General features: G+C 44.2%; 23 protein-coding genes and 2 riboswitches. Of the genes, 15 read left to right on the top strand and 8 right to left on the bottom strand.

From position 1 onward, the window contains the following. The first annotated feature begins 181 nt into the window (after positions 1-181). The 6 genes from N288_RS12030 to N288_RS12005 all read left to right on the top strand — a co-directional run bounded on the left by N288_RS12030 (position 182) and on the right by N288_RS12005 (position 5,622). Positions 182-742, top strand: a complete 561-nt coding sequence (locus N288_RS12030; protein WP_009793671.1) for an RNA polymerase sigma factor — start codon at positions 182-184, stop codon at positions 740-742. Next, positions 739-1,470 (top strand): anti-sigma factor, encoded by a 732-nt coding sequence (locus N288_RS12025; RefSeq protein ID WP_009793672.1) that lies wholly within the window; start codon positions 739-741, stop codon positions 1,468-1,470. Before N288_RS12030 ends, N288_RS12025 begins: the two co-directional genes overlap by 4 nt. 237 nt (positions 1,471-1,707) lie before the next feature. Continuing rightward, positions 1,708-3,051, top strand: coding sequence for a hypothetical protein (locus tag N288_RS12020; protein ID WP_009793673.1), 1,344 nt, complete (start codon positions 1,708-1,710; stop codon positions 3,049-3,051). 71 nt (positions 3,052-3,122) lie between these two features. After that, positions 3,123-4,046 carry a class F sortase gene (locus tag N288_RS12015; RefSeq protein WP_022543895.1) on the top strand — a complete coding sequence of 308 codons (924 nt, stop codon included), beginning with the start codon at positions 3,123-3,125 and terminating at the stop codon, positions 4,044-4,046. Positions 4,047-4,172: 126 nt separating this feature from the next. Next, entirely contained in the window at positions 4,173-4,895 is a 723-nt protein-coding gene (locus N288_RS12010) for a CBS domain-containing protein (RefSeq protein WP_022543894.1), read from the top strand. Between the two features lie 115 nt (positions 4,896-5,010). After that, on the top strand, positions 5,011-5,622 hold the full coding sequence (locus N288_RS12005) for a lysophospholipid acyltransferase family protein (protein ID WP_035402537.1): 612 nt from the start codon (positions 5,011-5,013) through the stop codon (positions 5,620-5,622). Positions 5,623-5,636: 14 nt separating this feature from the next. Here the strand turns inward: N288_RS12005 and N288_RS12000 are convergent, their stop codons facing one another. Beyond that, positions 5,637-6,422: an HAD family hydrolase gene (locus tag N288_RS12000; protein ID WP_009793677.1), complete on the bottom strand. Its 786-nt coding sequence runs from the start codon at positions 6,420-6,422 to the stop codon at positions 5,637-5,639. A 685-nt stretch (positions 6,423-7,107) separates the two neighbouring features. Then, positions 7,108-7,150, top strand: a riboswitch (PreQ1 riboswitch). Positions 7,151-7,200: 50 nt separating this feature from the next. Here N288_RS12000 and queC point away from each other — a divergent pair. From queC to queE, 3 genes are read left to right on the top strand one after another with little or no spacing between them, the layout of a single operon-like run. Continuing rightward, a complete protein-coding gene (gene queC / locus N288_RS11995) occupies positions 7,201-7,857 on the top strand; it encodes a 7-cyano-7-deazaguanine synthase QueC (RefSeq protein WP_009793680.1) in 657 nt (218 codons plus the stop codon). 1 nt (position 7,858) lies between these two features. Then, the gene (queD, locus tag N288_RS11990) at positions 7,859-8,332 is read left to right on the top strand and encodes a 6-carboxytetrahydropterin synthase QueD (protein ID WP_009793681.1); all 474 of its coding nucleotides are present in this window, start codon (positions 7,859-7,861) and stop codon (positions 8,330-8,332) included. Next, positions 8,325-9,050 carry a 7-carboxy-7-deazaguanine synthase QueE gene (gene queE, locus N288_RS11985; RefSeq protein WP_009793682.1) on the top strand — a complete coding sequence of 242 codons (726 nt, stop codon included), beginning with the start codon at positions 8,325-8,327 and terminating at the stop codon, positions 9,048-9,050. Before queD ends, queE begins: the two co-directional genes overlap by 8 nt. Before the next feature lie 377 nt (positions 9,051-9,427). Here the strand turns inward: queE and N288_RS11980 are convergent, their stop codons facing one another. Beyond that, entirely contained in the window at positions 9,428-10,072 is a 645-nt protein-coding gene (locus N288_RS11980) for an SDR family oxidoreductase (protein WP_009793683.1), read from the bottom strand. A gap of 285 nt (positions 10,073-10,357) precedes the next feature. On the opposite strand from N288_RS11980, the gene N288_RS11975 reads away from it, so the two are divergent. Beyond that, a complete protein-coding gene (locus tag N288_RS11975; RefSeq protein WP_022543891.1) occupies positions 10,358-10,768 on the top strand; it encodes a hypothetical protein in 411 nt (136 codons plus the stop codon). A 36-nt stretch (positions 10,769-10,804) separates the two neighbouring features. Here N288_RS11975 and N288_RS11970 read toward each other — a convergent pair whose 3' ends face one another. Beyond that, on the bottom strand, positions 10,805-12,076 hold the full coding sequence (locus N288_RS11970; protein WP_009793685.1) for an ATP-binding protein: 1,272 nt from the start codon (positions 12,074-12,076) through the stop codon (positions 10,805-10,807). Between the two features lie 122 nt (positions 12,077-12,198). Here N288_RS11970 and def point away from each other — a divergent pair, with 122 nt between their 5' ends. Beyond that, a complete protein-coding gene (def, locus tag N288_RS11965; protein ID WP_009793686.1) occupies positions 12,199-12,777 on the top strand; it encodes a peptide deformylase in 579 nt (192 codons plus the stop codon). Between the two features lie 44 nt (positions 12,778-12,821). Here the strand turns inward: def and N288_RS11960 are convergent, their stop codons facing one another. The 3 genes from N288_RS11960 to N288_RS11950 all read right to left on the bottom strand — a co-directional run bounded on the left by N288_RS11960 (position 12,822) and on the right by N288_RS11950 (position 16,122). Then, positions 12,822-13,112 carry a hypothetical protein gene (locus N288_RS11960; RefSeq protein ID WP_009793687.1) on the bottom strand — a complete coding sequence of 97 codons (291 nt, stop codon included), beginning with the start codon at positions 13,110-13,112 and terminating at the stop codon, positions 12,822-12,824. Between the two features lie 235 nt (positions 13,113-13,347). Then, complete coding sequence (locus N288_RS11955) at positions 13,348-15,087, bottom strand: AAA family ATPase (RefSeq protein WP_009793688.1); 1,740 nt, start codon at positions 15,085-15,087, stop codon at positions 13,348-13,350. Positions 15,088-15,195: 108 nt separating this feature from the next. Then, a complete protein-coding gene (locus N288_RS11950) occupies positions 15,196-16,122 on the bottom strand; it encodes a DMT family transporter (RefSeq protein WP_009793689.1) in 927 nt (308 codons plus the stop codon). Between the two features lie 367 nt (positions 16,123-16,489). Further along, positions 16,490-16,594: riboswitch (SAM riboswitch) on the top strand. 67 nt (positions 16,595-16,661) lie between these two features. On the opposite strand from N288_RS11950, the gene N288_RS25390 reads away from it, so the two are divergent. Further along, on the top strand, positions 16,662-16,829 hold the full coding sequence (locus tag N288_RS25390; RefSeq protein ID WP_084520832.1) for a Fur-regulated basic protein FbpA: 168 nt from the start codon (positions 16,662-16,664) through the stop codon (positions 16,827-16,829). A gap of 16 nt (positions 16,830-16,845) precedes the next feature. After that, positions 16,846-17,652 carry an alpha/beta hydrolase gene (locus N288_RS11935; RefSeq protein ID WP_035402322.1) on the top strand — a complete coding sequence of 269 codons (807 nt, stop codon included), beginning with the start codon at positions 16,846-16,848 and terminating at the stop codon, positions 17,650-17,652. Positions 17,653-17,704: 52 nt separating this feature from the next. On the opposite strand, the gene N288_RS11930 is transcribed toward N288_RS11935, so the two are convergent. Then, positions 17,705-18,286 (bottom strand): TetR/AcrR family transcriptional regulator, encoded by a 582-nt coding sequence (locus N288_RS11930; protein WP_009793694.1) that lies wholly within the window; start codon positions 18,284-18,286, stop codon positions 17,705-17,707. A 114-nt stretch (positions 18,287-18,400) separates the two neighbouring features. Here N288_RS11930 and N288_RS11925 point away from each other — a divergent pair, with 114 nt between their 5' ends. Continuing rightward, positions 18,401-18,958: a hypothetical protein gene (locus tag N288_RS11925; protein WP_009793695.1), complete on the top strand. Its 558-nt coding sequence runs from the start codon at positions 18,401-18,403 to the stop codon at positions 18,956-18,958. A 40-nt stretch (positions 18,959-18,998) separates the two neighbouring features. Here the strand turns inward: N288_RS11925 and N288_RS11920 are convergent, their stop codons facing one another. Further along, entirely contained in the window at positions 18,999-19,538 is a 540-nt protein-coding gene (locus N288_RS11920) for an STM3941 family protein (protein WP_009793696.1), read from the bottom strand. A gap of 176 nt (positions 19,539-19,714) precedes the next feature. Here N288_RS11920 and N288_RS11915 point away from each other — a divergent pair, with 176 nt between their 5' ends. Next, positions 19,715-21,055 carry an MATE family efflux transporter gene (locus N288_RS11915; protein WP_009793697.1) on the top strand — a complete coding sequence of 447 codons (1,341 nt, stop codon included), beginning with the start codon at positions 19,715-19,717 and terminating at the stop codon, positions 21,053-21,055. Positions 21,056-21,425: the final 370 nt, after the last annotated feature.

Raw genomic sequence — 21,425 nt, 5'->3', positions numbered from 1 at the left:
AAGTATGAACAAAATATGACCCTTTTAATACGAAGCCATGAATATGAAAAAAATATAATCTTAACTGATCCAAATTCCTTTTCTTTTCGTTTTTTGCATAGAGCGGGCAGATTTGATTTACTTCCTGCACAGTACTTTCCGATATAATGATAGAGCTAACCTGAAAAGAAGGAGGAATACGATGAGCAGAAGCAATGACAGCTTGCTTTATGAAAAGATACTTCGTAAAGATAAGCAGGCACTAGAGGATTTGTATGACAAATACGAAAAAATCCTATTCTCTTTCTTATATAAAATGACAGAAGACAGAGATTTGTCAGAGGAAGCCCTTCAAGAAGTGTTCTTAAAAATCTGGCGAGGCAAGGGACATTATACCGAAGACAAAGGAAAATTCAGTTCATGGCTGTTTACAATGGCGCGCAATACAGCTATTGATATCATCCGGAAAAAGGAGAAGGGTCCTGTTCCTATTGACGAAATTCAGCCGGCCGCCAGCCTGGAAAGCTCGGCGGAAGAGCAGACAGAGTGGAAAGAAGAAAGAATGAAGGTACATAGTGCAGTCTCAAAACTGTCTGAAGACCAAAAAGGGATTATTGATCTTATTTATTTTAAAGGTTTCACACAGCAGAAAATTTCTGAATCCTGCAATATTCCACTTGGAACTGTCAAAAGCAGGGCAAGGCTGGCACTTAGGAATCTCCGAAAATTTCTTGATGCTGCGGAAGGGAGGGAGAAGGCATGAACAAAGATTATTGCGAACTATCAATTGACTACTTTAATGGCACACTCTCAGAGGAAGAAAAACAGGCATTCGAACAGCATCTGCTGACTTGCGAAGAATGCAGGGCAGAAATGGAGGATTTGAAAATGCTATCCGGCCATCTTCCCTTCCTTTCAGAGGAAGTCCAGCCTCCAAAGGGCATGAAAGACCGTATATTTAAAGAAATATTCCAAAATGAAGAAAAGCAGACAGCAGCTAAGGAAGACAAAGTTGATGAGCCGGCAGGACTGACTTCAAAACAGAAGAGAAAATGGCAGATGCCAGCATTAGCTGCGGCACTCCTTCTATCTGTCATTGGAAATGGCTATGCAGTAATAAAGCTCTCCGAGAAAGAGCCTGTACAAAGGGCGGAAGAAAAAATCTCTTCTATTGCCCTGCAGCCTGGGGAAAACTTCGACGGCAATGCTGAAGCCTATCTCATACAGGAGAGTAATGGCTTGAAAGTCATTGTTAATGCAGAAGGGCTAGAACAGACTGAAGGAGAACAGGTATACCAGGTGTGGCTGATTAATGGCGGCAATCCTGTTCCAGCAGGTTCATTTGTACCAGACAGCACCAGTAAAGGTACAGCCTTTTATCAAGCAGCAGACAGCAGCAGTGAAAACTGGGATACCATAGCAGTGACATTGGAGCCAAGAGCAGGCAACTCCCTGCCAGAGGGGCAGATCGTCTTAAGCTCTGAATTATAGCAATAAAAGGCCGGCTTTCCGAATAGGGAGCCGGCTTTCTTTATATGCCGGTGGGCAGGTTGAAGCATCCGGCTTCTTAGATAGAAATGAAGTGTAAATGGCTCTATAAATACTTCCTGCATGTTTTCATATTGAGAAAATATTAAAAAATGTCTCTATAATGTGATCCAAAAGAAAATCCGCTGCGTTTAGTAGATGTAATCAAAAAAATAACTTATGAAAAGGAGAGTGCATCACATGAATTTGAAACAAAACCTGAAAAAAATGATTATTCCTGTACTGGGGCTTTCACTTTTATTCCCTTCTGCAGGATCTGCCGCAGAACAGACCCCAACGGTAAAAACACCAGCAGCCGATCTAAGGGCAGCACTTGATCAGCTTTTATCAGAGCATTATATACTTGCCGTTTCGTCCATGACCAAATCCTTTGAAGGTGCCACGGATGCGGAAGCACTTACAAAAGCGCTGGACCAAAATGCACTCGACATGACACCGGCAATTGCCTCCATATACGGTGAGGAAGGAGCTGCTGAGTTTGAAAGGATTTTCCGGGGACATAACGGCTATGCAGACACCTTCGTGCAAGCAGCTAAGAATAATGATGAAGCTGCCAGACAGGAAGCAGAAAAGGAAGTGGAAGAATTTGTTGAGGAATTTTCCACCTTCCTAGGCAAGGCAACAGAAGGGAAGCTGCCGGCAGAAGCCGCTGCAAAAGCAGTCAGCCTCCACGAAGACCAAGTCATTCAAACCTTTGATCATTATGTTGAGGGTGAATACGAGGAAGCATACAAAAGCTTCCGTGAAGGGTACAAGCATATGTTCTCCATCAGCAAAGCACTTTCATCAGCCATCACAGCTCAAATGCCGGAAAAGTTTGCAAATTCTTCTTCTGACACGCCAGCGGCCGATTTGAGGTCAGCCCTTAATAGCCTCGCTTCCGAACACTTTGCATTGGCAGTCATGGGAATGGAAAAAGGATATACTCAGTCAGAGGATTATGATTTCATCACTTGGGCAGAAAATGCCAACACTGCAGACTTCAAGGCGGCCATAGGCAGCATTTACGGTGAAGCTGGTGCACAGCAGTTTGAAAAAGTTTGGCAGACTGACCACATTAATGCCCAGGGCAAAATTGCAGCAACAGAGCTTGAAGGAGATAAAGAAGCTGCCGAAGCAGCCAGGGCACAGCTTGACAAATTTGCAAAAGATTTCGGCGGATTCCTCGGTGCGGCAACAGATGGCAATCTTCCTGCAGCTGACGCTGAAGCAGCTGTAAAAGCCCATGAAAACCAGGTCCTCATGGCTTTTGACCAATATAAAGCCGGCAATTATGAGGAGTCAGCAGGAACTTTCCGTGAAGGATTTGCTGCTATGTTCACGATCGGGGAAGTACTGGGAAATGCAATTGTCACACAGATGCCTGATAAGTTTGCAGAAGCAGCCATGCCGGAATCAATGCCCAAGACAGGCTTGGGCGGAGCAAGCAATCCTGCAGAAGCAGCCACAATTTTATGGAGTGTACTCGGTGTGATGCTTGCAGCAGGAGGAGTATTTTCTCTTAGAAAAAAAGCAGTAAAATAATTGCAGCAAAATTGGGAAGGGCGCTGCCTCTTCCCGGTTTTGATTTAACCGCGACGCTGGGAGGTGAAGCCATGAAAAAACCAGCCGTATTGCTTGCCGGCAGCCTGATCTGTTTTATCATCGGAGGCTTTAGCTATAAGGACAGCAATGAATTAGAGGATCCCCCCATAATTAAACAAAAGCAGGAGCTGGAACTAAAAAAGTCACAAATTAAAAACGAATTCCATTCAGTAGATATAAAGATTCAAACCAAGGAAGAGGAGAATTTGAAAGGGATAGAACCAGCAGCAATAAAAATCCCTTCTCTGGGAATCGAGGCCCCGGTCGGCAAGGTAGGCGTCCTGGAGAATGGCGCAATGGGGGTTCCTGATGACAACGAATCCGCCGGATGGTTCGAACCGGGAATAAAACCTGGAGAAAAAGGAAGCAGTGTCATAGCTGGGCATGTAGACAGTAAAGCAGGACCCGCAGTTTTTTTCTATTTAAAAGATCTTGTAAAAGGGGATGCAGTGATTGTAACAGCACAGGATGGACTAAGCTATACGTTTGAGGTTCAGCAATTAAAAAGCTATCCTTATGACCGCGCACCCATCAGCGAAGTGTTTGGTCCTTCAGACGAACGGAGGCTTAACCTTATAACGTGCACAGGTACTTACAATCGTAAAACAAACACGCATGAAGAAAGGCTTGTTGTTTACACAGTACTTAAGTCAGGACAGGAAGACAAAGCAGAAACCTTGGTAGTACCGCCACCGCCTGAACATGTAAAAATAAGCGGGGGCCTGCTTACCTGGCATGCAGTCAGAAGCGGTGAGATTTCAGGATACCGCATTTACAGCAGCACAGAAAATGGAGACTTCATCCATGCAGCCAGTATTTCATCTCATGAAAGAAAGAGCATGGTTATTGATAATGAAGAAGCAACATCCTTCTATATCACAGCAGTCAGCTCATCCGGCAATGAATCTAAACCATCTGAGATTGTCACAAAATAGTATCCATTCAGTATATTTGCTGAGATTATATTAATGAGGAAGATCAATACTTTCTTTTCCGATGTTAGTTTTTCAGCGAATCAGGGAATAAATGAACGAAAGATTTTATTCCTGGGAGAGATTATAATGGCAGAAACAGCAGAGAAAAACCTGTCTGAGCGCTTTGAAGCTGCGTTCAATCGTATTCACAAAGCATTGAAGCAATCAGTTAAAAACGCGCGCACTGACAAATTCCATAAGCTGGTCGATTTGGGGAAAAGCCATTCACTTGTAAGAAGTTACGAGGTTGATCTTTTCCAATTCGCCAAGCTGAGAAACGCAATCGTCCATGAAAAAATAGATCTTGGCTATTATATTGCAGAGCCCCATCTGGAAACAGTTGAAAAGATCGAAAAGATTGCCGATTATTTTGAAAAGCCTAAAACTGCAATCTCGGTAGCAGCCAAGCCGGTCTTTTATTTTTATGAAGAAGGGAAGCTTTCAGATGTGCTTTCGGTTATCAATAGTTTCTCGCATTCACAATTCCCAATTTATAACGAAAAAGAAGAATACAGCTGGCTCCTTACTTCAGCAGAAATCGTAAAATGGATGTCTGAGCATTTCTCTGAGGATACTGTCAGCCTTAAGGAAGTGAAAATCAAGGAACTCTATAACAAGAAATTCAAGCATCAAATCGCCTTTGCTCCAGCAGATTTAGATATCTTTGAAATTGAAAATATGTTCGAGGACCATCATGCAAAGAATGAAAAGCTGGAAGGGATCATTGTTACAGAGCATGGCGGATATAATGAAAAACCGCAAGGCTTCATTACTTCCTGGGACCTCCTTGAAGTGGATTCATTTGAATGAGGAAAGAACGGGCTCCTAAATAGCCCGTTCTTTATTTTCGTAAAATTTAGTACCAGATACTAATAATTGGTGTTAAAATAATGATAAATCTTGTCAACAAGGGAGGGTCAGCATGATGTATAATTTTTTTGCCCGGCTGGCTAATGCAGTTTTTAAATCAAGAGGGAAGTTCATTATAGAAGGGAAGGAAAATCTGCCGGATGAAAAAGGGTATGTAATTGCCTGTACACACAGGAGCTGGGTCGATGTAGTCGCACTTGGTGCAGGAGTTTTCCCGGAGCAGATTCACTTCATGGCAAAAAAAGAACTGTTTGAAAAGAGTTTGGCAGGCAAGTTCTTGACAAGCATCAATGCTTTTCCTGTTAATAGGGAAAACCCTGGCACAAGCACACTGAAGATTCCTCTCCAGCTTCTGAGAAAGGGGAAGACAGTCGGGATTTTTCCATCAGGCACAAGGTCGAGCGAGGAGGCATCCCTGAAAAGGGGGGCTGTCACAATTGCAAGCATGGCAAAGACGGTGATCGTGCCTGCTGCCTTTTATGGACCTGAAAGCGTCAAAGCACTGCTGTCAGGCAAGCCTATCCTGCTTAAAATCGGACAGCCTATCGACCTGAGCAGCGGCAAAAAAGATAAAGATGAACTGTCGCAAATTACGATGCAGCTCTCTGAAACGATGCTGGCTTTGGAAGAAGAGCTGAAATCCAATAAAATAAGCAGCCGGAAATAGTTTCCGGCTGCAATTCAATTTACTATTCCAAGCTCTTTCAGCCCATTAAAAATGCCGGAATCTGACACTGTGGTCGTCTTTTTGTCTGCATATTCCAACAGGTCAGGATGTGAATTGCCCATTGCGATTCCTACACCGGCATATTTCAGCATTTCTTTATCATTCATTCCGTCGCCAAAAGCAATCGAGGCCTCCCGGGGGATGCCAAGCTCTTTCATGACGACCTCCAGGGCATAACCTTTATTGACTGTATCGCGGATCACGTCATAACAGTCGCGCATTCCATCTACATTAACCTGGGAAAGGTGAATTCCATTCCTTTCATAAAGATGCTGTTCTCCTTCTTTAAGAGAGAGGACTGTCATTCCAAGAATCTGATCGAAGTGCTCAGGCTTGATCAGTGCGTTTTTGTTAAGATGGAACTTGGCAAGGAAGTCTTTCATTTTACCGGCATCTTTGTCGGTCAATAAGTTTTGTTCACTCGAATAAAGCACTGCTTGATGATTATACTCTTTTGCCGTCTGCAAATACTCTTCAATCACTGGCCGGTCCATCGGCTTATCCAGGACCGTTTTGCCTTTGTGGACGGCAAAGGCCCCATTATATCCGATAAAAGAGGAAATGTTCAGCTCTTTTCCGATTTCTGCTATTTCATGCAATGGCCTGCCGGTGGCAAGGAACACTTCGATGCCTTTTTCTTTTGCCTGTGCGACTGCATGCCTGGTCGATTCCTGTATGGTATCATCAGGACGAAGAATGGTGCCGTCAATATCCAAAAAAATAATTTGATAAGCTGTCATGTCAATACTCCTTGCGGCTGGTTATTTAAAGGGGATTCTAGCACAAAAAAGGGGAGAAATCCATTTTTCCGGCATAAAACAAAAAGCGCCGGATTCTGCCGGCGCTTTCTGCTCCTTACCTTATTATCATATAGCGGCCATAGAACTGCGGACCCTTTGACCGGTAAGCAAAATTGATCTTTCTCTCAATGCCAAACGATAAACGAGAAGTCGCTGTTAACCGAATCATCGATACCAGTCCCTCCTGATTAGTTTTGGCCTTGCCTCGATGTCACGGAGGATGGGGATTAAAAGGCAAAGACAGCTTCGTAATAGCCATTAACGAGAAAAGCGCCAATTCCCTGAATAGGCGCTTTTTCTCAATCCTCCAAAAGGATCATGGAAACCAGACATCAAAGCCGAATCGATGTTTACGTATATCGATTCAGGACAAGTGTCCCAATTGACCTGTCTGTAAAAGTTTCCTCTTGTGCAGCGCCAAATACCAATTTTGAAGTCGCTGTTCTGCGATCCATCGCTTCCAGTCCCTCCTTTAATATTTTGGCTTGCATTATTTATATACCACGTGTCTCATGCATCAAACATTTTTATTAAGAAAAAGAGAATCAATCTTTTATAGACTCATATATTTATGGTAGAATAAAACCTGTCATTTTCGACAACTGCATAAAAATCCGTTCTTGAAACGGTAGAGGTTCTAGCTACCCTCTCAAAAAAACTAAGGAAAACAGCACCGCTTTCTTAGTGGTGCTGTTTTTCTGTTAAAGGAGATCAAACCATGAAAAACGAAAAAGCAATCGTCGTCTTCAGCGGCGGCCAGGACAGCACGACCTGCCTTTTTTGGGCTAAGAAGAACTTCAAAGAGGTGGAGGCAGTCACCTTTGATTACGGCCAAAGGCATATTGCCGAGCTCGAATGCGCCAGAAGAATTGCCGCTGACCTAGCTATCCAGCATCATGTCCTTGACATGAGCCTTTTAAATCAGCTGGCTCCTAATGCTTTGACAAGGAAGGATATCAAGGTAGAGGAGAAGGAGGGGGAGCTTCCTTCAACCTTCGTCCCAGGCCGGAACCTGCTGTTTTTATCTTTTGCAGGGGTGCTTGCCAGCCAGGTTGCAGCGAAGCATATCATTACAGGCGTATGCGAAACAGATTTCAGCGGCTATCCCGACTGCCGCGACCAGTTTGTTAAATCGCTTAATGTCACATTGAATCTTTCAATGGATAGCCAATTTGTCATTCACACACCGCTCATGTGGCTGAATAAGGCGGAAACATGGAAGCTGGCTGACGAGCTGGGGGCGCTTGAATATGTAAGAAAGCAGACTCTGACTTGCTATGAGGGTGTTATCGCTGACGGCTGCGGGGAATGTCCTGCCTGCAGGCTGCGCAAGCGCGGATTGGAAGACTATCTTGCTGAAAGGCAGGGAGTCTGATATGTATGGCTTCCGGATCGTCGACAAGCTTCAGAAGATAAATGAAGATATAAAGCAAAACCAGCTAAAATATCATAGAAAAAGAGTATTAGTAAGCAAGGAATTCACTTTTGATGCTGCCCATCATCTCCATTGCTATGAAGGCAAATGTAAAAACCTTCACGGGCATACCTACAAGGTCATCTTCGGAATCAGCGGGTATGTGGATGAAATTGGCCTTTTGATAGACTTTGGAGATATTAAAGAAATATGGAAAAAACAAATTGAAGTCCACCTTGACCATAAATATCTGAATGAAACACTTCCTCCGATGAACACCACAGCTGAAAATATGGTTGTCTGGATTTATGAGCAAATGTCTGCCTGCCTAAAGGATTACTCGCCGCAGCAGGATGCAAAGGTCGAATTCGTGAGATTGTTTGAAACTCCGACCAGTTATGCAGAGGCGAGGAGGGAGTGGATGGAGAATGAGTAAGATTCCAGTCATGGAGATTTTCGGGCCTACCATCCAGGGTGAGGGGATGGTCATCGGCCAGAAGACAATGTTCGTCAGGACCGCCGGGTGCGACTATTCATGCTCGTGGTGTGATTCTTCCTTCACTTGGGATGGAACAGGCAAGGAGCTGATCAGACAGATGGATGCAGAAGAAATCTGGAATGAACTTAAGGCAATCGGCGGGGAAGGCTTCTCATTCGTCACGATTTCCGGCGGCAATCCTGCCCTCCTTAAAAATCTCGACAAACTGATTAGCCTGTTAAAAAAAGAAAATATTCAACTCTGTCTGGAAACACAGGGCAGCCGCTGGCAGGACTGGTTCTATTCCATAGATCAGCTGACAATCTCGCCAAAGCCGCCAAGCTCTGGCATGATAACAGACTTCGAAATTCTTGATGATATTTTTGAAAGACTGGCAGATCGCTTTACACACCAGGTGAGCTTGAAGGTGGTTATTTTTGACGAGAATGATTTTGAATACAGCAAAAAGGTAATGAAGCGATATCCAGGAATTCCACTTTACCTGCAGGCAGGCAACGAACATTTGTCTGCTGCAAATAATGACGAATTCCTGAGCCAGCAGCTGAAGAAATACAGCTGGCTGATCGAAAAAGCAATGCTTGAAGAAGAAATGAAAGAAGTCAGGGTTCTGCCCCAGCTGCATACATTTGTGTGGGGGAATATGAGAGGGGTATGATTGGTGCGGTTATAGTACAGCCGTAATCGGCTAGAAGTATTGAGAAAAAATAATAGAGAACAGTTGATGGCAGTGCAAGGCACGTAGACTCCTGCGGGAGATAGCGGCAAGGCTGAGACCCCGCATGAGCGGAGCGAAGAGGGCTCAGCGCCGCCCCGCGGAAAGCGAAGTGCCTGGAACGGAAATCAACACCCCTATTACTGGTAAACCAAAATAGAAGCAGACCACACTGGCTTTCTTTACCAGGTATCTTATCTTCAACGATCTATATCATTCCAATGTGGAGTATTGATAAAGTCTAAAGATTCTTTTTCTAAATCCTATCTCACACAAATATAAAAAGCCAAAAGCAGCAACCCTGCTTTTGGCTTTCTTCCTTATACCTGCTTCAATGCTTCCTTAATCGGTGTTTCCCCGTTCAGGATTTCAAATGTTTTCTTATAGGTATTCTCAAGGTCAACCGCTTCTGCCAGGACCGCTGCGACATCTTCACGGGTGATCTCCCTTGAGCTGAATTCCTTGATCTTTTCTTCCAGCAGAATTTTCCCCGTCGCAGGCTCATTAAGAAGTCCTCCCGGACGTACGATTGTATAATCCAGCCCTGATGAACGCAGATGATCGTCAGCAAGTTTCTTAGCCACAAAATAATGCTTCATGGATTCTATCCCTGTATCAGGAGTGTCCGCATTCATGCTGCTGACAAGAAGAAAGCGGCTGATATTATGCTCTTTCGCCTGATCAATCGTCTTGATTGCACCCCAAAGGTCTATGAGTATGGTCTTATCCGCACCTGTGTGCCCGCCGGAACCCGCAGTGAATATAACACTGTCCACTCCTTCGAAAGCGTGCGAGAAGTCTTTTTCCAAGTCACCAATGACCACTTCATCGGCACCGAGTTCTCTCAATTCGCTTTCCTGCTCTTCTTTACGAACCATGGCAACTGACTTATGTTCAGTTTCTGCCAGTTTCTCAATCAGATGTCTGCCTATTTGCCCATTTGCTCCAACAATCAGGATTTTCATGTTACATTCTCCTTTCCAAGTACACATTTGTATAATAACAATCTACCCTGATAGACCCAAAACATTCCGCCTGCAGCATATCCCCTAACAGGAAATAAGAAATATTTCTTGGGAAAGCGCATAATCTGACACGCCTGCCCTTTTTCTTACCGAAAAAATAAGCATGCTGGCGTTTTATGGCGCATCAGCTCGAAAGACGACTTATTGGGTGCGATTTGTTATAATAGAACCCAGACGAAACCTCATGTACTATTGGATGGTTTCGGTTTTGGAGGTGTAATATTCATGCTGCAAACAGCCAAAACACTTATAAATGCAGATGAAATAGAGGATATGCTGAAAAAGATGGTGGAAAAAGCGTATTTGGACATCAAGGACGACCCGATGCTGCTCTGCATAGACTGCAGCGATGTAGACCTGTATGTAGCTTCTTCAGGCAATCTGGAATTTGAAGAGCTGATAAAGGCCAATTTTAAGCTGGATGAATACGGAGACCCCTTAGACAATAAAGAATACCAGACATTAATGTGTGAGCTTCATGACTGTTTTATAGAGCTTCATAAATCGAGCGGAATGTTCGATTATTTCCCTGAAGGTGAATATGAGGTAAAAGGAGAAAAAAGAGATTCAGAAACAGATATGCTGGGGCCAAAAGGAGTCTTTTTTGCTCCGTTTGAGGACGCACTGCTTATATAAAAAGGAACGCTGCCTTATTGGGCAGTATTCCTTTGGTTACAATGGCTGATTTGGATGCTGTCCGCTGGATTGTCTTTCAGCTGCAGGGAAAATCAGTATAAATTCAGTCCCTTTATTCTTTTCGCTGATGATTTCGTAATGCCCGTCAAGCCGTTTGATGATATCAAATGAAATAAGCAGCCCCAGGCCAGTGCCTTTCGTTTTAGTTGAATAATAGGGGCTGCCCAGCTGTTTGAGCTGTCCAGGTGAAAGACCTGAGCCCTCATCTTTTATTTTTACGGAAACTTCCTTCTGATCCTGCTCTGCGGTCACAATGATAGAACCTCCGTCAGGCATTGATTCTACCCCATTTTTTATAAGATTGATCATCAGCTGCTTAAATTCATTTGCATTGCCATATATATATAAATCATCCTGGGTACGACATCTGATTTCTGCTTGGGATAAAAGGGCAAAAGGCCTGATGAATTCGGAAATTTCCCTCACTAGATCTGTTACCGGCAGCTTTTCCTTTGAGGATATCGAAGGTTTTGCGAGCGAAAGGAAATCTGAAATAATATGATTCGCCCTGTCAAGCTCTTCAAGTGAAGTTGCTACATATGACCGCTGGCCGTCCGTCAGGTTTTGCTCTTCCTTCATAAGCTGCAGAAATCCTCTGATTGTCGTCATGGGATTTCTGATTTCATGGGCAACAGAGGCTGCAAGCTGGCTGATCGCATTGGATTTGTCTGCTGTTTGTAGTTTCTCAGCCATTTCTGAGTGCAATCTGTACATTTCCATAATATAAATGGCAGCACAAAGGCTTATAAATGATAAAAGAAAGAAAAGGGCAAGGTTCACTGCATGCTGAATATGGCCAGTCTGCAGGAAATATATCAGCCTGGTAAACGTGATTAAAAAGTAAAAAGCAAAAGCAACCAAGGTTTTACCAAGGATGTTGATCTTCTGATATTTTTTCCGGATAAACAGCATCGGTATTGATATAATAAAATAATTTATGAGAGTTACATAAAGATTATCTATATTAAAAAGGGCCATGAGAATCAGAAGGGCCGCGATTGACAAATACCCTCCGACAGGTCCAAGATAGAAAAAACAAAAAAATACAGGTATGAACTTCATATCAAATTCAAGGCCATTGGACATTCTCACAGGAAATGCCAGTGTCAGCACCAGGGAGGCAGCAGCAGCAAAAAACATGACCCATGCTCTTTTTTCATGCTTTATGCTAACATTGTGCATAAGCGGGATGATCATCATGATAAAAAAATGAAGAAATAGATTTTCAGCAAACTCCCGCAACTTCATCAGCCTCCACACTTAAAGTCCTGTCAAAAACATTATAGCAAATATTTTGAAAATGGATAGACGGCATTTTAAAGAGCCTGCAGAGGACTTTACACATTACAAAAAACAAAGGAATGGTAGTTATGGACAGCCAGGACAGAAAAATGATTAGAATGAAAGACATTGTCAGAGAAGGAGATCCTATACTTCGGCAAAAAACAGCTGAAGTGGCGGTCCCTCTCAATCAGGAAGACCATGTTATCATGGAGATGATGATGGAATATCTAAAAAACAGCCAGGATCCTGAATTGGCCTACAAATATCAGCTCAGGCCCGGAGTCGGCCTTTCAGCCAACCAGATAGGGGAGGATAAGAGAATGTTTGCTGCCTTCTTCAGGGATGAAAAAGGGGAAGTAAAAGAGCTGAGGGTCTTTAACCCTAAAATCATCAGCCACTCTGCTGCAATGGTTTATCTTCCGGAGGGTGAGGGCTGCCTCTCTGTTGACAGGGAGGTTAAAGGCTATGTTCCCCGCTATGAAAGAATCAAGATCAAATATTCCGATGAAAAAGGGGAGCAGGTAGAGATGCGCCTAAAAGGGATTGCGTCTGTCATCGTCCAGCATGAAATTGACCATCTGAACGGCATCATGTTTTATGACCGCATCAACAAAGAAAATCCATTCGAGCTGCCTGCAGGTGCATCAGCTGCTGAATTGTTTTAAGATGGAGAAAAACAGCAAAAAAGGAGCGGAAACGCTCCTTTTTTTTAATATGGGTCGTTATCTGTGAAAGAAACCGAAGAGATGGCCTGTTCAACTGCCCGGTACGCCTGGCCGAAGGCTGCTGATGAGGAAGGGGTCCCTTCATTCAGAAGCTCTTTACTGCTGTTTCGGGCATGGGTCAGACTGTTGATGAGATCCTGGATCATAATCTTTTTATTCCCGGCTGTTTCTTTTAGTGCTTCAAGTTCATGGATGCACGAATCCAGATCCAGTGACTCAGGATGATCAAAATTTTCCTCCAGCAGCTGTTTAATGTGCTCTAATTGTTCTTTCATATTGAATTCTCCTTTCAGACTCTAAATAGAAACAGCATCAACTTATTCTTCATCAATGAACGAATGAGGCATGGCTTATAGGGACTGACCCGGCAGGAGCCTCTATTTTTTCTGATAAACCTTTGCAATTCCTACACCGCTAGTATGGCTATTCTTCAATGCTTTATACTGGAATATAGGCAAAGCGTTTTTTATCAAAAAAAAGAAAGCAGCCGAGGGCTGCTTTCTGCTGATTCTATACTGTCACAAGTTCTGCCTCATGCTGCTTCGATGGTTCGCCAACAATTTCCTGAACCTCTGCACCTTCCAGTGTCTCTTTCTTCAGAAGGGCCGCAACCAGGCATTCAAATTCATATTCATTCGTTTTAATGAGCATTTCTGTTTTAGCTAGAGCCTGCTGGAACAGCTCTTGCATCTTGGCTTCCTTTTCCGCTTTGACAAAGGTCAGGTTGAAACCGTCCTGGAATAAGCCGATTTCCACCATTTGCTCAAGTATATGCTTGGCCTGCTGGACATCGCCGCTGACACCGATGCTATGCTCGCCGAGATACAGCCTTTCTGCAACTCCGCCAGCAAGAATCATGCTGACCTGGTCAAGCAGCTCACTGCTGGTGGACAGATGAAGCTCCTTTGGTATGGGTGCAACATATCCGAGCGCCTGTCCACGTGGTATGATTGTTGCTTTTCTTACTGAGCCAGGCTTGGTGATGGCGGCAATCAAGGCATGTCCGGCTTCATGGATGGCAACCCTCTTTTTAGTCTCGGGGTCCTGAAGCGGGCGTGTTGTGCTTCCAAGCACCGTCCGGTCAATGGCAAAATCAAGGTCTTCTTTATCTATTTTTTCTTTCCCGTTCCGGATGGCCCTTCTGCTGGCTGTCTCAAAGAGAGAGCTGATGTCAGCCCCTGAGAAGCCGGAAGTGCTTTCTGCTAGTGCAGGCAGGGAAGCTGCTACATCTTCTGCCAGAAGCTTGCCTTTTGTGTGAATGCTGATGATTTCCTGCCTTCCTTTTGTATCCGGAAGCGGAACTAGGAAAGAGAAGTCAATCCTGCCTGGACGGAGGAAAGCATCATCCAGCATATCCTTGCGGTTTGTAGCAGCGATGAACAGGATGCCGTCATTTGAATGGCCGCCGTCAAGCTGGACAAGCAGCTCAGTCAATGTTTTCTCGCTTTCGTCCCCGCCATGCTGCTTCCGCTTGCCTGCAAGGGCATCGACTTCATCAATGAAGACAACTGCAGGTGAGTGCTTTCTGGCGTTCTGGAATAAGCTTCGGACCCTTGAGGCGCCTACGCCGACGAACATTTCATTAAAAGAAGATCCGCTGGTTGAAAAGAATGAAGCGCCGATTTCCTTGGCAATCGCCTGGGCAAGCAGCGTCTTGCCTGTACCCGGAGGTCCATAAAGCAGGATTCCCTTTGGCGGCTTCACACCAAGCTGGATTGATGCTTCCCTGTCTTTAATGATGGAAAGTGTCTGGAGGATTTCCTCCTTCATTTCATCCTGAAGGCCGCCAATATCATCCATTGTGATGGAAGGAAGGGGCTTTGCCTTGCTGGCGCTGTTTTTCATCGAATTGGCGGTGGATATTCCTTTGCCGGATTTATGAAGGTAAAGGCCAATCCCTGCAAAAAGGATCAGTGTTCCACCCAAAATCCAGAAAGTAAATGGATTTGCGGAAGAATAGCTGTACTGGATATTGTAATTTTCAATCAGTTTAGCAACCATTTGGCTGTTTGGAGGCACCTGTGACACATACTCAGCTGTACCTGCGGTCAAATGGAGAGTGCCATTTTTCATTTCTTTTAATAGGACAGTTTCACTAGGATGATCCTGAATGATATTTTCTATGGAAGAAAAGGGAATGGTAACTTCTTTGCTGCCGGATAGGCTGAACCACAGCGCAGCAGCAGCAATTAGAATGGCCAATGAAATAAGGGGGACAGGTTTCGAAATTTTTTTGAAAGTGGATTTCAACAATTTCCCTCCTAAATGAATCTATCTCCATTATAGGAAAACTTGTTCGGACTGTATAGATTTATGCAAGGGAAAAAACATGTAATTTTTGGTAAAGGGTTTTAAATTCTATTTTACAGGGTATTTAAAAAGCTTTTTCATAAGGAAGCCGAGTACCGGCTTGTTAACAGCCGACACTCCCATGATGATCAGAACTCCGCCGATGCTGCTGTATAATGGGATTTTTTCCCCGAGAATAAGGATTGCTGCCAGCAGTGTAAACAGCGGTTCAAAATACATCATGACCGAAACCTGTGTCGCTTCGAGCACCTCAAGCGCCCTTCCCCAGTACCAGTAGCCCAGGGCCGATACAAAAATGCCTAGAAACAGCAGGTGCAGCCACCCGTCCAAAGGGAGGGTATACAGTAATTCATACCCCCGATTTCTCAAAAGGAATGGCAGAGTCGCCAAACAGCCTATCAGGCTTGTCCAAAAGGTGACAGCAAGAGAAGAATAGGGAAGTGCAAATTTCTTGGACAAAATCGAATAAACAGCCCAATTAAAGGTACTGAAAAGCAGGAGGAAATAACCAAGACCAGGACTGAATTGAAGCGTACCCCCTGAATTTTCTGCAGAGATAACCAGAACCCCTGTAACGGCAATCATCATTCCCCAAATTTTAAGGAGCGAAAGCTTTTCAGATAAGAAAAGGAAGGAAAGCAAACTAGTAAAAACAGGTGTGAAAGAGATCATCCACCCGGCAGCAGAGGCATCCAGGGTGAGCATGGCAGAAGCTTGTACCATTTGATGGATGAACACCCCAAGTACCGAAAGAATAAAAACATGGGCGAAATGCTCTTTTTTTATGTAAAAGGATTCTTTGAATATTGTGAGAAGGCAGCCCAGGAAGATGGCAGCAATCATAAATCTTAAGGAAACCAGGGCACCCGGTGCCAAATAATATACCAGCCATTTGACTGAAACAAATGAAACACCCCAGAACGCAATTGCCAGAAGGGCGTACCATAAAGATAGAATGCGATTGCCCTGCATCATTCCCACCTCCCATATACCTTCTATTATTCTTATTCAAGAAGAATAGAAAATAGACTGAAAGAAGTGATAGACTGTTGCTTTCGTTTCAAGAGATTTGCCTTTGAATATGATGACTTCATCCAAGGGTTTAGACTCCATATGGATGTAACTGAAAAAGAGTTCTTCTGGTTTCCGATGTTCCAGAGGGGGCATTATATATACACTCATGCCGTTAAAATCGGGACCTGTGATTTGCATTTCACTTTCGGACAGGAAACCTATTGGCTATATCAGCTGAATAAAAAGCTGAACAGGAAATTGCAGCAGTACATCTTGACAATCAAAAGAAAGTAGCGTATATTTAATTCCAACAAAACTTATAGGAATACTCTTATCCAGAGAGGCGGAGGGAATTGGCCCTATGAAGCCTCGGCAGCAGACTCCTTGCGAGAACTGTGCCAAATCCAACAAGCGGAAGCTTGGAAGATGAGAGAAGCGGCAGCCATACGCGCATAAAGCCTCTTCTGCTTCCGGGCCACCGGTCAGAAGGGGCTTTTTTAATGAAGGAAGAAACTATAATGATAAAAGAAGAAGAGAAAAAGGACCAGCTGATTTCAGAGCTGCTGTCCATGGGTATATACAAACAAGAAGGCCGCCAGCTATTTCAGGTGCCGTACGAAGAACTGTTAAAACTTTATCAGGAAAACAGATCACATATTAATGAATAGAGGGAAGGGACTATATATGTCAGAAAGTATTCTAATACCCTGGAAGGATAAGCACTTGTGCGGATCGCTGGATTTTCCTGCAGGATTCAGCAAGAACCGCCGCTATCCCCTGGTCATCATCTGCCATGGGTTTACAGGAAGCCGTATTGGTGTCGACAGGCTATTTGTTAAAACTTCCAACCGTCTTACTGCAGATGGGTATCTTGTCCTCCGCTTTGATTATGAGGGCTGCGGGGAGAGTCCGGGTGAGTACGGAGAAACAGGTCTTCCCGATTTGCTGGAGCAGACTTTATCTGCTATCGATTTTGCAGTGAAGCTTGATTATGCAAATCCTCATTCAATTTCTCTCATCGGCCATAGCCTCGGCGGAGCCGTTGCCGTGCTGGCTGCTGCAAAAGATGTCCGCATCCGGAAGCTTATCATATGGTCGGCTTCTGCAAGACCATATCAGGATATCGTCTGCATTGTCGGCAGTGAAAAGGTAAAGGCACTGGACAAGGGAGCTTCACTTGATTATTTGGGCTATCAGCTAACGGACAATTACTTTTCTTCGCTGAAGAGATATGAACCTTTGGAAGAGCTTGCGGCATACAGGGGCGATGTCCTGATTGTACATGGAACAGCAGACCAGGATATTCCGGTATCCCACTCAGGAAGATATGCGGAAGAATTCAGGAAGCGGAAGGAAGGATCATGTTCCTTGCATTATGTTACAGGAGCCTGCCATACCTATTCAGCCGGCCGCTGCTTTGCGGAGCTGATCGAATGCACATCAGAATGGCTCAAAGCTTTCAGGGAGCAGCAGTCATATGCATCTTCATGAACTGAATCAATGCTGAAAATGACCGGATTTTAAAAGATCCGGTCATCTGTGGTCATTTTAGGATTCTATCCAGGTAGCGGCGGAGAGTTTTTTCTATTCTGTCCGGTTTCAGACGTTCAGGCTCGAGCATACTGTGCAGGGCCAGCCCGTCAATGAAACTGTATAACATTTCAGTCTCAAGATCATGATCCTGGCCATCCTTCAGCTCTCCATGGGACTTTAGAAAATCCATCATCTGAACAATCCCCGTATATATTCCCTGCTTCAGGATTCGAAATTCTTCCTTTTGCCTGCTGTATGCAACAAACGCAAACCACACCTCCATTTCTGCCATTTTCTCATCAGTGGTTGGAACAATTTCAAGCAGGACTTGATAAACCTTTTCCCTTGGGGGCAAATCCTTCAATGCAATCTCCGAAACCCTGTTTATCACATTTTCATTTACCAGTTTCATTGCATAGACAAGCAGTTCATCTTGTGTGGAGAAATAGTGGCGCAGGGCGCCAAGAGAAACACCGGCTTCCGCTGCAATATTGCGGACAGACGCACCTTCCACCCCTTTATCCAAAATAACCTGCCAGGTGGCCTGGACGATTCTTTTTTTCCTTTGTTCATGATCAACTATTTTAGGCATAGTCTCAGTGTAGCAGACCGTAAAACAGGTTTCAATTTTTAATAATACACTTGTATCACTAAAAGTGTGGTGTTATGATGAGTTTAAACAACAATAGTACTGGAAGGGGAAAGTATGAACTGGATATTGTGGGTTATCATAGGGTGTGAAGTCGGCTTTTGGGTTTTAATCCTGGCCGGCCTTTGTATGCGTTATCTTTTCGGAAAAAAGAAAACCGGTCTCATCCTGCTCGCGATGACTCCTGTTGTAGATCTGATCCTGCTGGCAGCAGCGGGTGCGGACTTATACAGAGGCTCAGAAGCAACACAGGCACATGCATTGGCTGCCGTATATATCGGTGTGTCGATAGCCTTTGGAAAAAGTATGATTCAGTGGGCGGATGAAAGATTTTTATATTACATCGCCAAAAAGGGGAAACGGCCGGAAAAAAGATATGGTATGGATCATGCAAGGCATAATATAAAAGGCTTTGCGAGGCATGGAGCCGCATATCTTATCGGAGCTGCCTTGCTGATGGGAACCGTGCTAATCATAGATGATCCTGGGAGAACGGAAGCACTATCCGGTGTCGTGAAAATATGGTCGATTGTTCTAGCAGCAGATTTGATTTATTGCATTAGTTATTTTATCTGGCCAAAGGCCCCTAAAAAAAGCAAAGAGATGAATATATGAAAAGAATATCCCGCCTCAATCAGCGAGGGGGGATATTCTTTTATATGTTTTCTTTTTCCAGTTCTTCCTCAACAACCAGAATCGGTATTTCCCTTTTCTCCAGCTCTTCAATGAATTCCTTCCGTTGTTTAAGGGAATTCATACTAATATTAAAAGGTGGAAAACCGGTTCCTTGATTGATCTTCACCAATCTTTTCTTTCTCGCTGGAAGCCTTTCAATGTATTTTTCTTCATCCTTCAAGATAACCCCAAGGAAAGCATTGCCTTGAACCTCATATGGAAAGATACCCTCAAAATCTTCCCAGACGATGAGACCGGGGCCGCCTGGACCATTGACTTCCAGACCTTCTGTGCTGAAAGAAACCAAGGGGGCTTTGTCATAAATCATTCCTGCAAAAAGCAGGGCACATCCAAACAATAAAACAGCAAACAGTAAATAGATAATCAGCATAAAAGTTTCCCTGTTTTCTTCATGTAAAACCATATCTGCAGCCAGCCAGGCAAAAAATACACCTGCAGCCAATACAACCAGCATAAACAGAAAGAGTTTTCCTTTCGCGGCATAAAATTGTTTTTCCATCTTGTCCTCCTTATTGATTGATTAGTAGATACCAAATGGAAAATTCCCCCTTATACCGAAATATAAACCAAAAAATTCCATGGTGAAGCAATAATCCGATATTCGAAACGTTTGAGTAGAATTTATACATAAAAAGAGAAATAATAGAAGCAATCATTATTGAAGGTGTGGTTTTTATGTCCCAGCAAGACTTTACACAAGGGAATATTCTGAAGCAGATGTTTATTTTTTCTACTCCCATCATGCTGACGAACTTGCTGCAGGTTTCTTACCAGTTTGTTGACAGCCTCTGGGTGGGGAATCTGCTTGGAGCCGCGTCACTCGGCAGCATTGCGGTTTCAAGCACCGTCATATTTACGGTGCTGTCATTTATTATCGGTATCAATAATGCAGCTTTGACAATCTTGTCGCAGCAAAAAGGAGGAGATGATGATAAAGGTCTGAGGCAATATCTAAACAGTTTTGTGATTATCCTCACACTGCTTTCCCTTGCGCTGGGAGCGGCAGGCTATTTTGCTTCAAAGCCTATTCTCCAGTGGCTTGATACCCCAGAGGCGATGATTGCTGAAGCAGACTCGTATTTAAAGATTAATTTCCTCGGCATCCTTTTTTTGTTCGGCTACAATTTTATCGGGACGATTCTTCGTTCTCTGGGGGACAGCAGGACGCCGCTGATTTTTGTACTGGTCGCGGTGGTCCTAAACAGCATATTGGACCCTGTGTTCATTTCTATCCTGGGATGGGGGATCGATGGAGCTGCCTATGCCACTCTTGCCGCCCAGGGGATCGCATTCATATCTGGCATGTATATTGTTTTAAAAAGAAAACTCGCACCTTTTTCGATACCGTTCATGCCCGGTAAAGATGAAGTGTGGACGATACTAAAATTAGGCATACCATCAGGACTCCAGATGATGGTGATCTCAGCGGGTGTAATGGCCATTATGAGTGTGGTGAATTCCTTCGGGGCGGACACGGTTGCAGGCTTTGGGGCAGCCCAGAGGATTGACAGCCTGATCATGCTGCCGGCTTCGGCGCTCGGCACAGCTGTCAACAGCATGGCAGGACAGAATATTGGGGCAGGCCGGTGGAAAAGGGTCCATAAGATTGCGCTCTATGGTTCACTCTACAATTTAGGCATAATGCTCTTGATTGCCGGAGCGGCTGTGCTATTAGCAAAAGCGGGAATATCCCTGTTCATTACCGAGCCTGGAGCCGTTGAGTTTGGTACAGGCTATCTTGTATCAATTGCTTTCTTTTATCCGTTCCTCGGGCTTAATTTTGTATTAAATGGCATAGTAAGGGCTGCAGGTGCCATGTTCCAGGTGCTTGTGCTCAATATCATCTCCTTTTGGGTGCTGAGATACCCTTTGACCTGGCTGTTCTCACAATGGATGGGGGAAGAGGGGATCGCATACGGAATGGGAACAAGCTTTATGATCAGCAGCGTGATTGCTTTTTCGTACTATAAATACGGCAGATGGGACAAGAAAAAGCTGTTTTCAACTGAAAAATGACACGCCAAAAGACACTCCCTGTGCGGAGTGTCTTTTGGCGTGCGGAAAAAAGGAAAGCCATATATCGATCAGGCTCGTGGAATACATGAGTGGGGAGAAAAAAAGGAGAGTCATGTATCCCATCACGTTCCCGGAATACATGAGTAGGGAGAAAAAAGGATGGTCATGTATCCCATCATGCTCCTGGGATACATGAGTGGGGGAGAAAAAAGGAGAGTCATGTATCCCATCATGTTCCCGGAATACATGAGTAGGGAGAAAAAAGGATGGTCATGTATCTCATCAGGTTCCCGGAATACATGAGTAGGGAGAAAAAAGGATGGTCATGTATCCCATCATGCTCCTGAGATACATGAGTAGGGAGAAAAAA

Origin of the sequence: Bacillus infantis NRRL B-14911 (assembly GCF_000473245.1) — a bacterium.
Lineage (GTDB): Bacteria > Bacillota > Bacilli > Bacillales > Cytobacillaceae > Bacillus_AB > Bacillus_AB infantis.
The sequence above is the reverse complement of the archived record's forward strand: the minus strand, read 5'-3'. Positions and strand labels throughout refer to the sequence as shown.

Coding starts and splice junctions, on each gene's coding strand:
- N288_RS12030 (WP_009793671.1), top strand. CDS start 182: ATGAGCAGAAGCAATGACAGCTTGCTTTATGAAAAGATACTTCGTAAA.
- N288_RS12025 (WP_009793672.1), top strand. CDS start 739: ATGAACAAAGATTATTGCGAACTATCAATTGACTACTTTAATGGCACA.
- N288_RS12020 (WP_009793673.1), top strand. CDS start 1,708: ATGAATTTGAAACAAAACCTGAAAAAAATGATTATTCCTGTACTGGGG.
- N288_RS12015 (WP_022543895.1), top strand. CDS start 3,123: ATGAAAAAACCAGCCGTATTGCTTGCCGGCAGCCTGATCTGTTTTATC.
- N288_RS12010 (WP_022543894.1), top strand. CDS start 4,173: ATGGCAGAAACAGCAGAGAAAAACCTGTCTGAGCGCTTTGAAGCTGCG.
- N288_RS12005 (WP_035402537.1), top strand. CDS start 5,011: ATGTATAATTTTTTTGCCCGGCTGGCTAATGCAGTTTTTAAATCAAGA.
- N288_RS12000 (WP_009793677.1), bottom strand. CDS start 6,422: ATGACAGCTTATCAAATTATTTTTTTGGATATTGACGGCACCATTCTT.
- queC (WP_009793680.1), top strand. CDS start 7,201: ATGAAAAACGAAAAAGCAATCGTCGTCTTCAGCGGCGGCCAGGACAGC.
- queD (WP_009793681.1), top strand. CDS start 7,859: ATGTATGGCTTCCGGATCGTCGACAAGCTTCAGAAGATAAATGAAGAT.
- queE (WP_009793682.1), top strand. CDS start 8,325: ATGAGTAAGATTCCAGTCATGGAGATTTTCGGGCCTACCATCCAGGGT.
- N288_RS11980 (WP_009793683.1), bottom strand. CDS start 10,072: ATGAAAATCCTGATTGTTGGAGCAAATGGGCAAATAGGCAGACATCTG.
- N288_RS11975 (WP_022543891.1), top strand. CDS start 10,358: ATGCTGCAAACAGCCAAAACACTTATAAATGCAGATGAAATAGAGGAT.
- N288_RS11970 (WP_009793685.1), bottom strand. CDS start 12,076: ATGAAGTTGCGGGAGTTTGCTGAAAATCTATTTCTTCATTTTTTTATC.
- def (WP_009793686.1), top strand. CDS start 12,199: ATGGACAGCCAGGACAGAAAAATGATTAGAATGAAAGACATTGTCAGA.
- N288_RS11960 (WP_009793687.1), bottom strand. CDS start 13,112: ATGAAAGAACAATTAGAGCACATTAAACAGCTGCTGGAGGAAAATTTT.
- N288_RS11950 (WP_009793689.1), bottom strand. CDS start 16,122: ATGATGCAGGGCAATCGCATTCTATCTTTATGGTACGCCCTTCTGGCA.
- N288_RS25390 (WP_084520832.1), top strand. CDS start 16,662: ATGAAGGAAGAAACTATAATGATAAAAGAAGAAGAGAAAAAGGACCAG.
- N288_RS11935 (WP_035402322.1), top strand. CDS start 16,846: ATGTCAGAAAGTATTCTAATACCCTGGAAGGATAAGCACTTGTGCGGA.
- N288_RS11930 (WP_009793694.1), bottom strand. CDS start 18,286: ATGCCTAAAATAGTTGATCATGAACAAAGGAAAAAAAGAATCGTCCAG.
- N288_RS11925 (WP_009793695.1), top strand. CDS start 18,401: ATGAACTGGATATTGTGGGTTATCATAGGGTGTGAAGTCGGCTTTTGG.
- N288_RS11920 (WP_009793696.1), bottom strand. CDS start 19,538: ATGGAAAAACAATTTTATGCCGCGAAAGGAAAACTCTTTCTGTTTATG.
- N288_RS11915 (WP_009793697.1), top strand. CDS start 19,715: ATGTCCCAGCAAGACTTTACACAAGGGAATATTCTGAAGCAGATGTTT.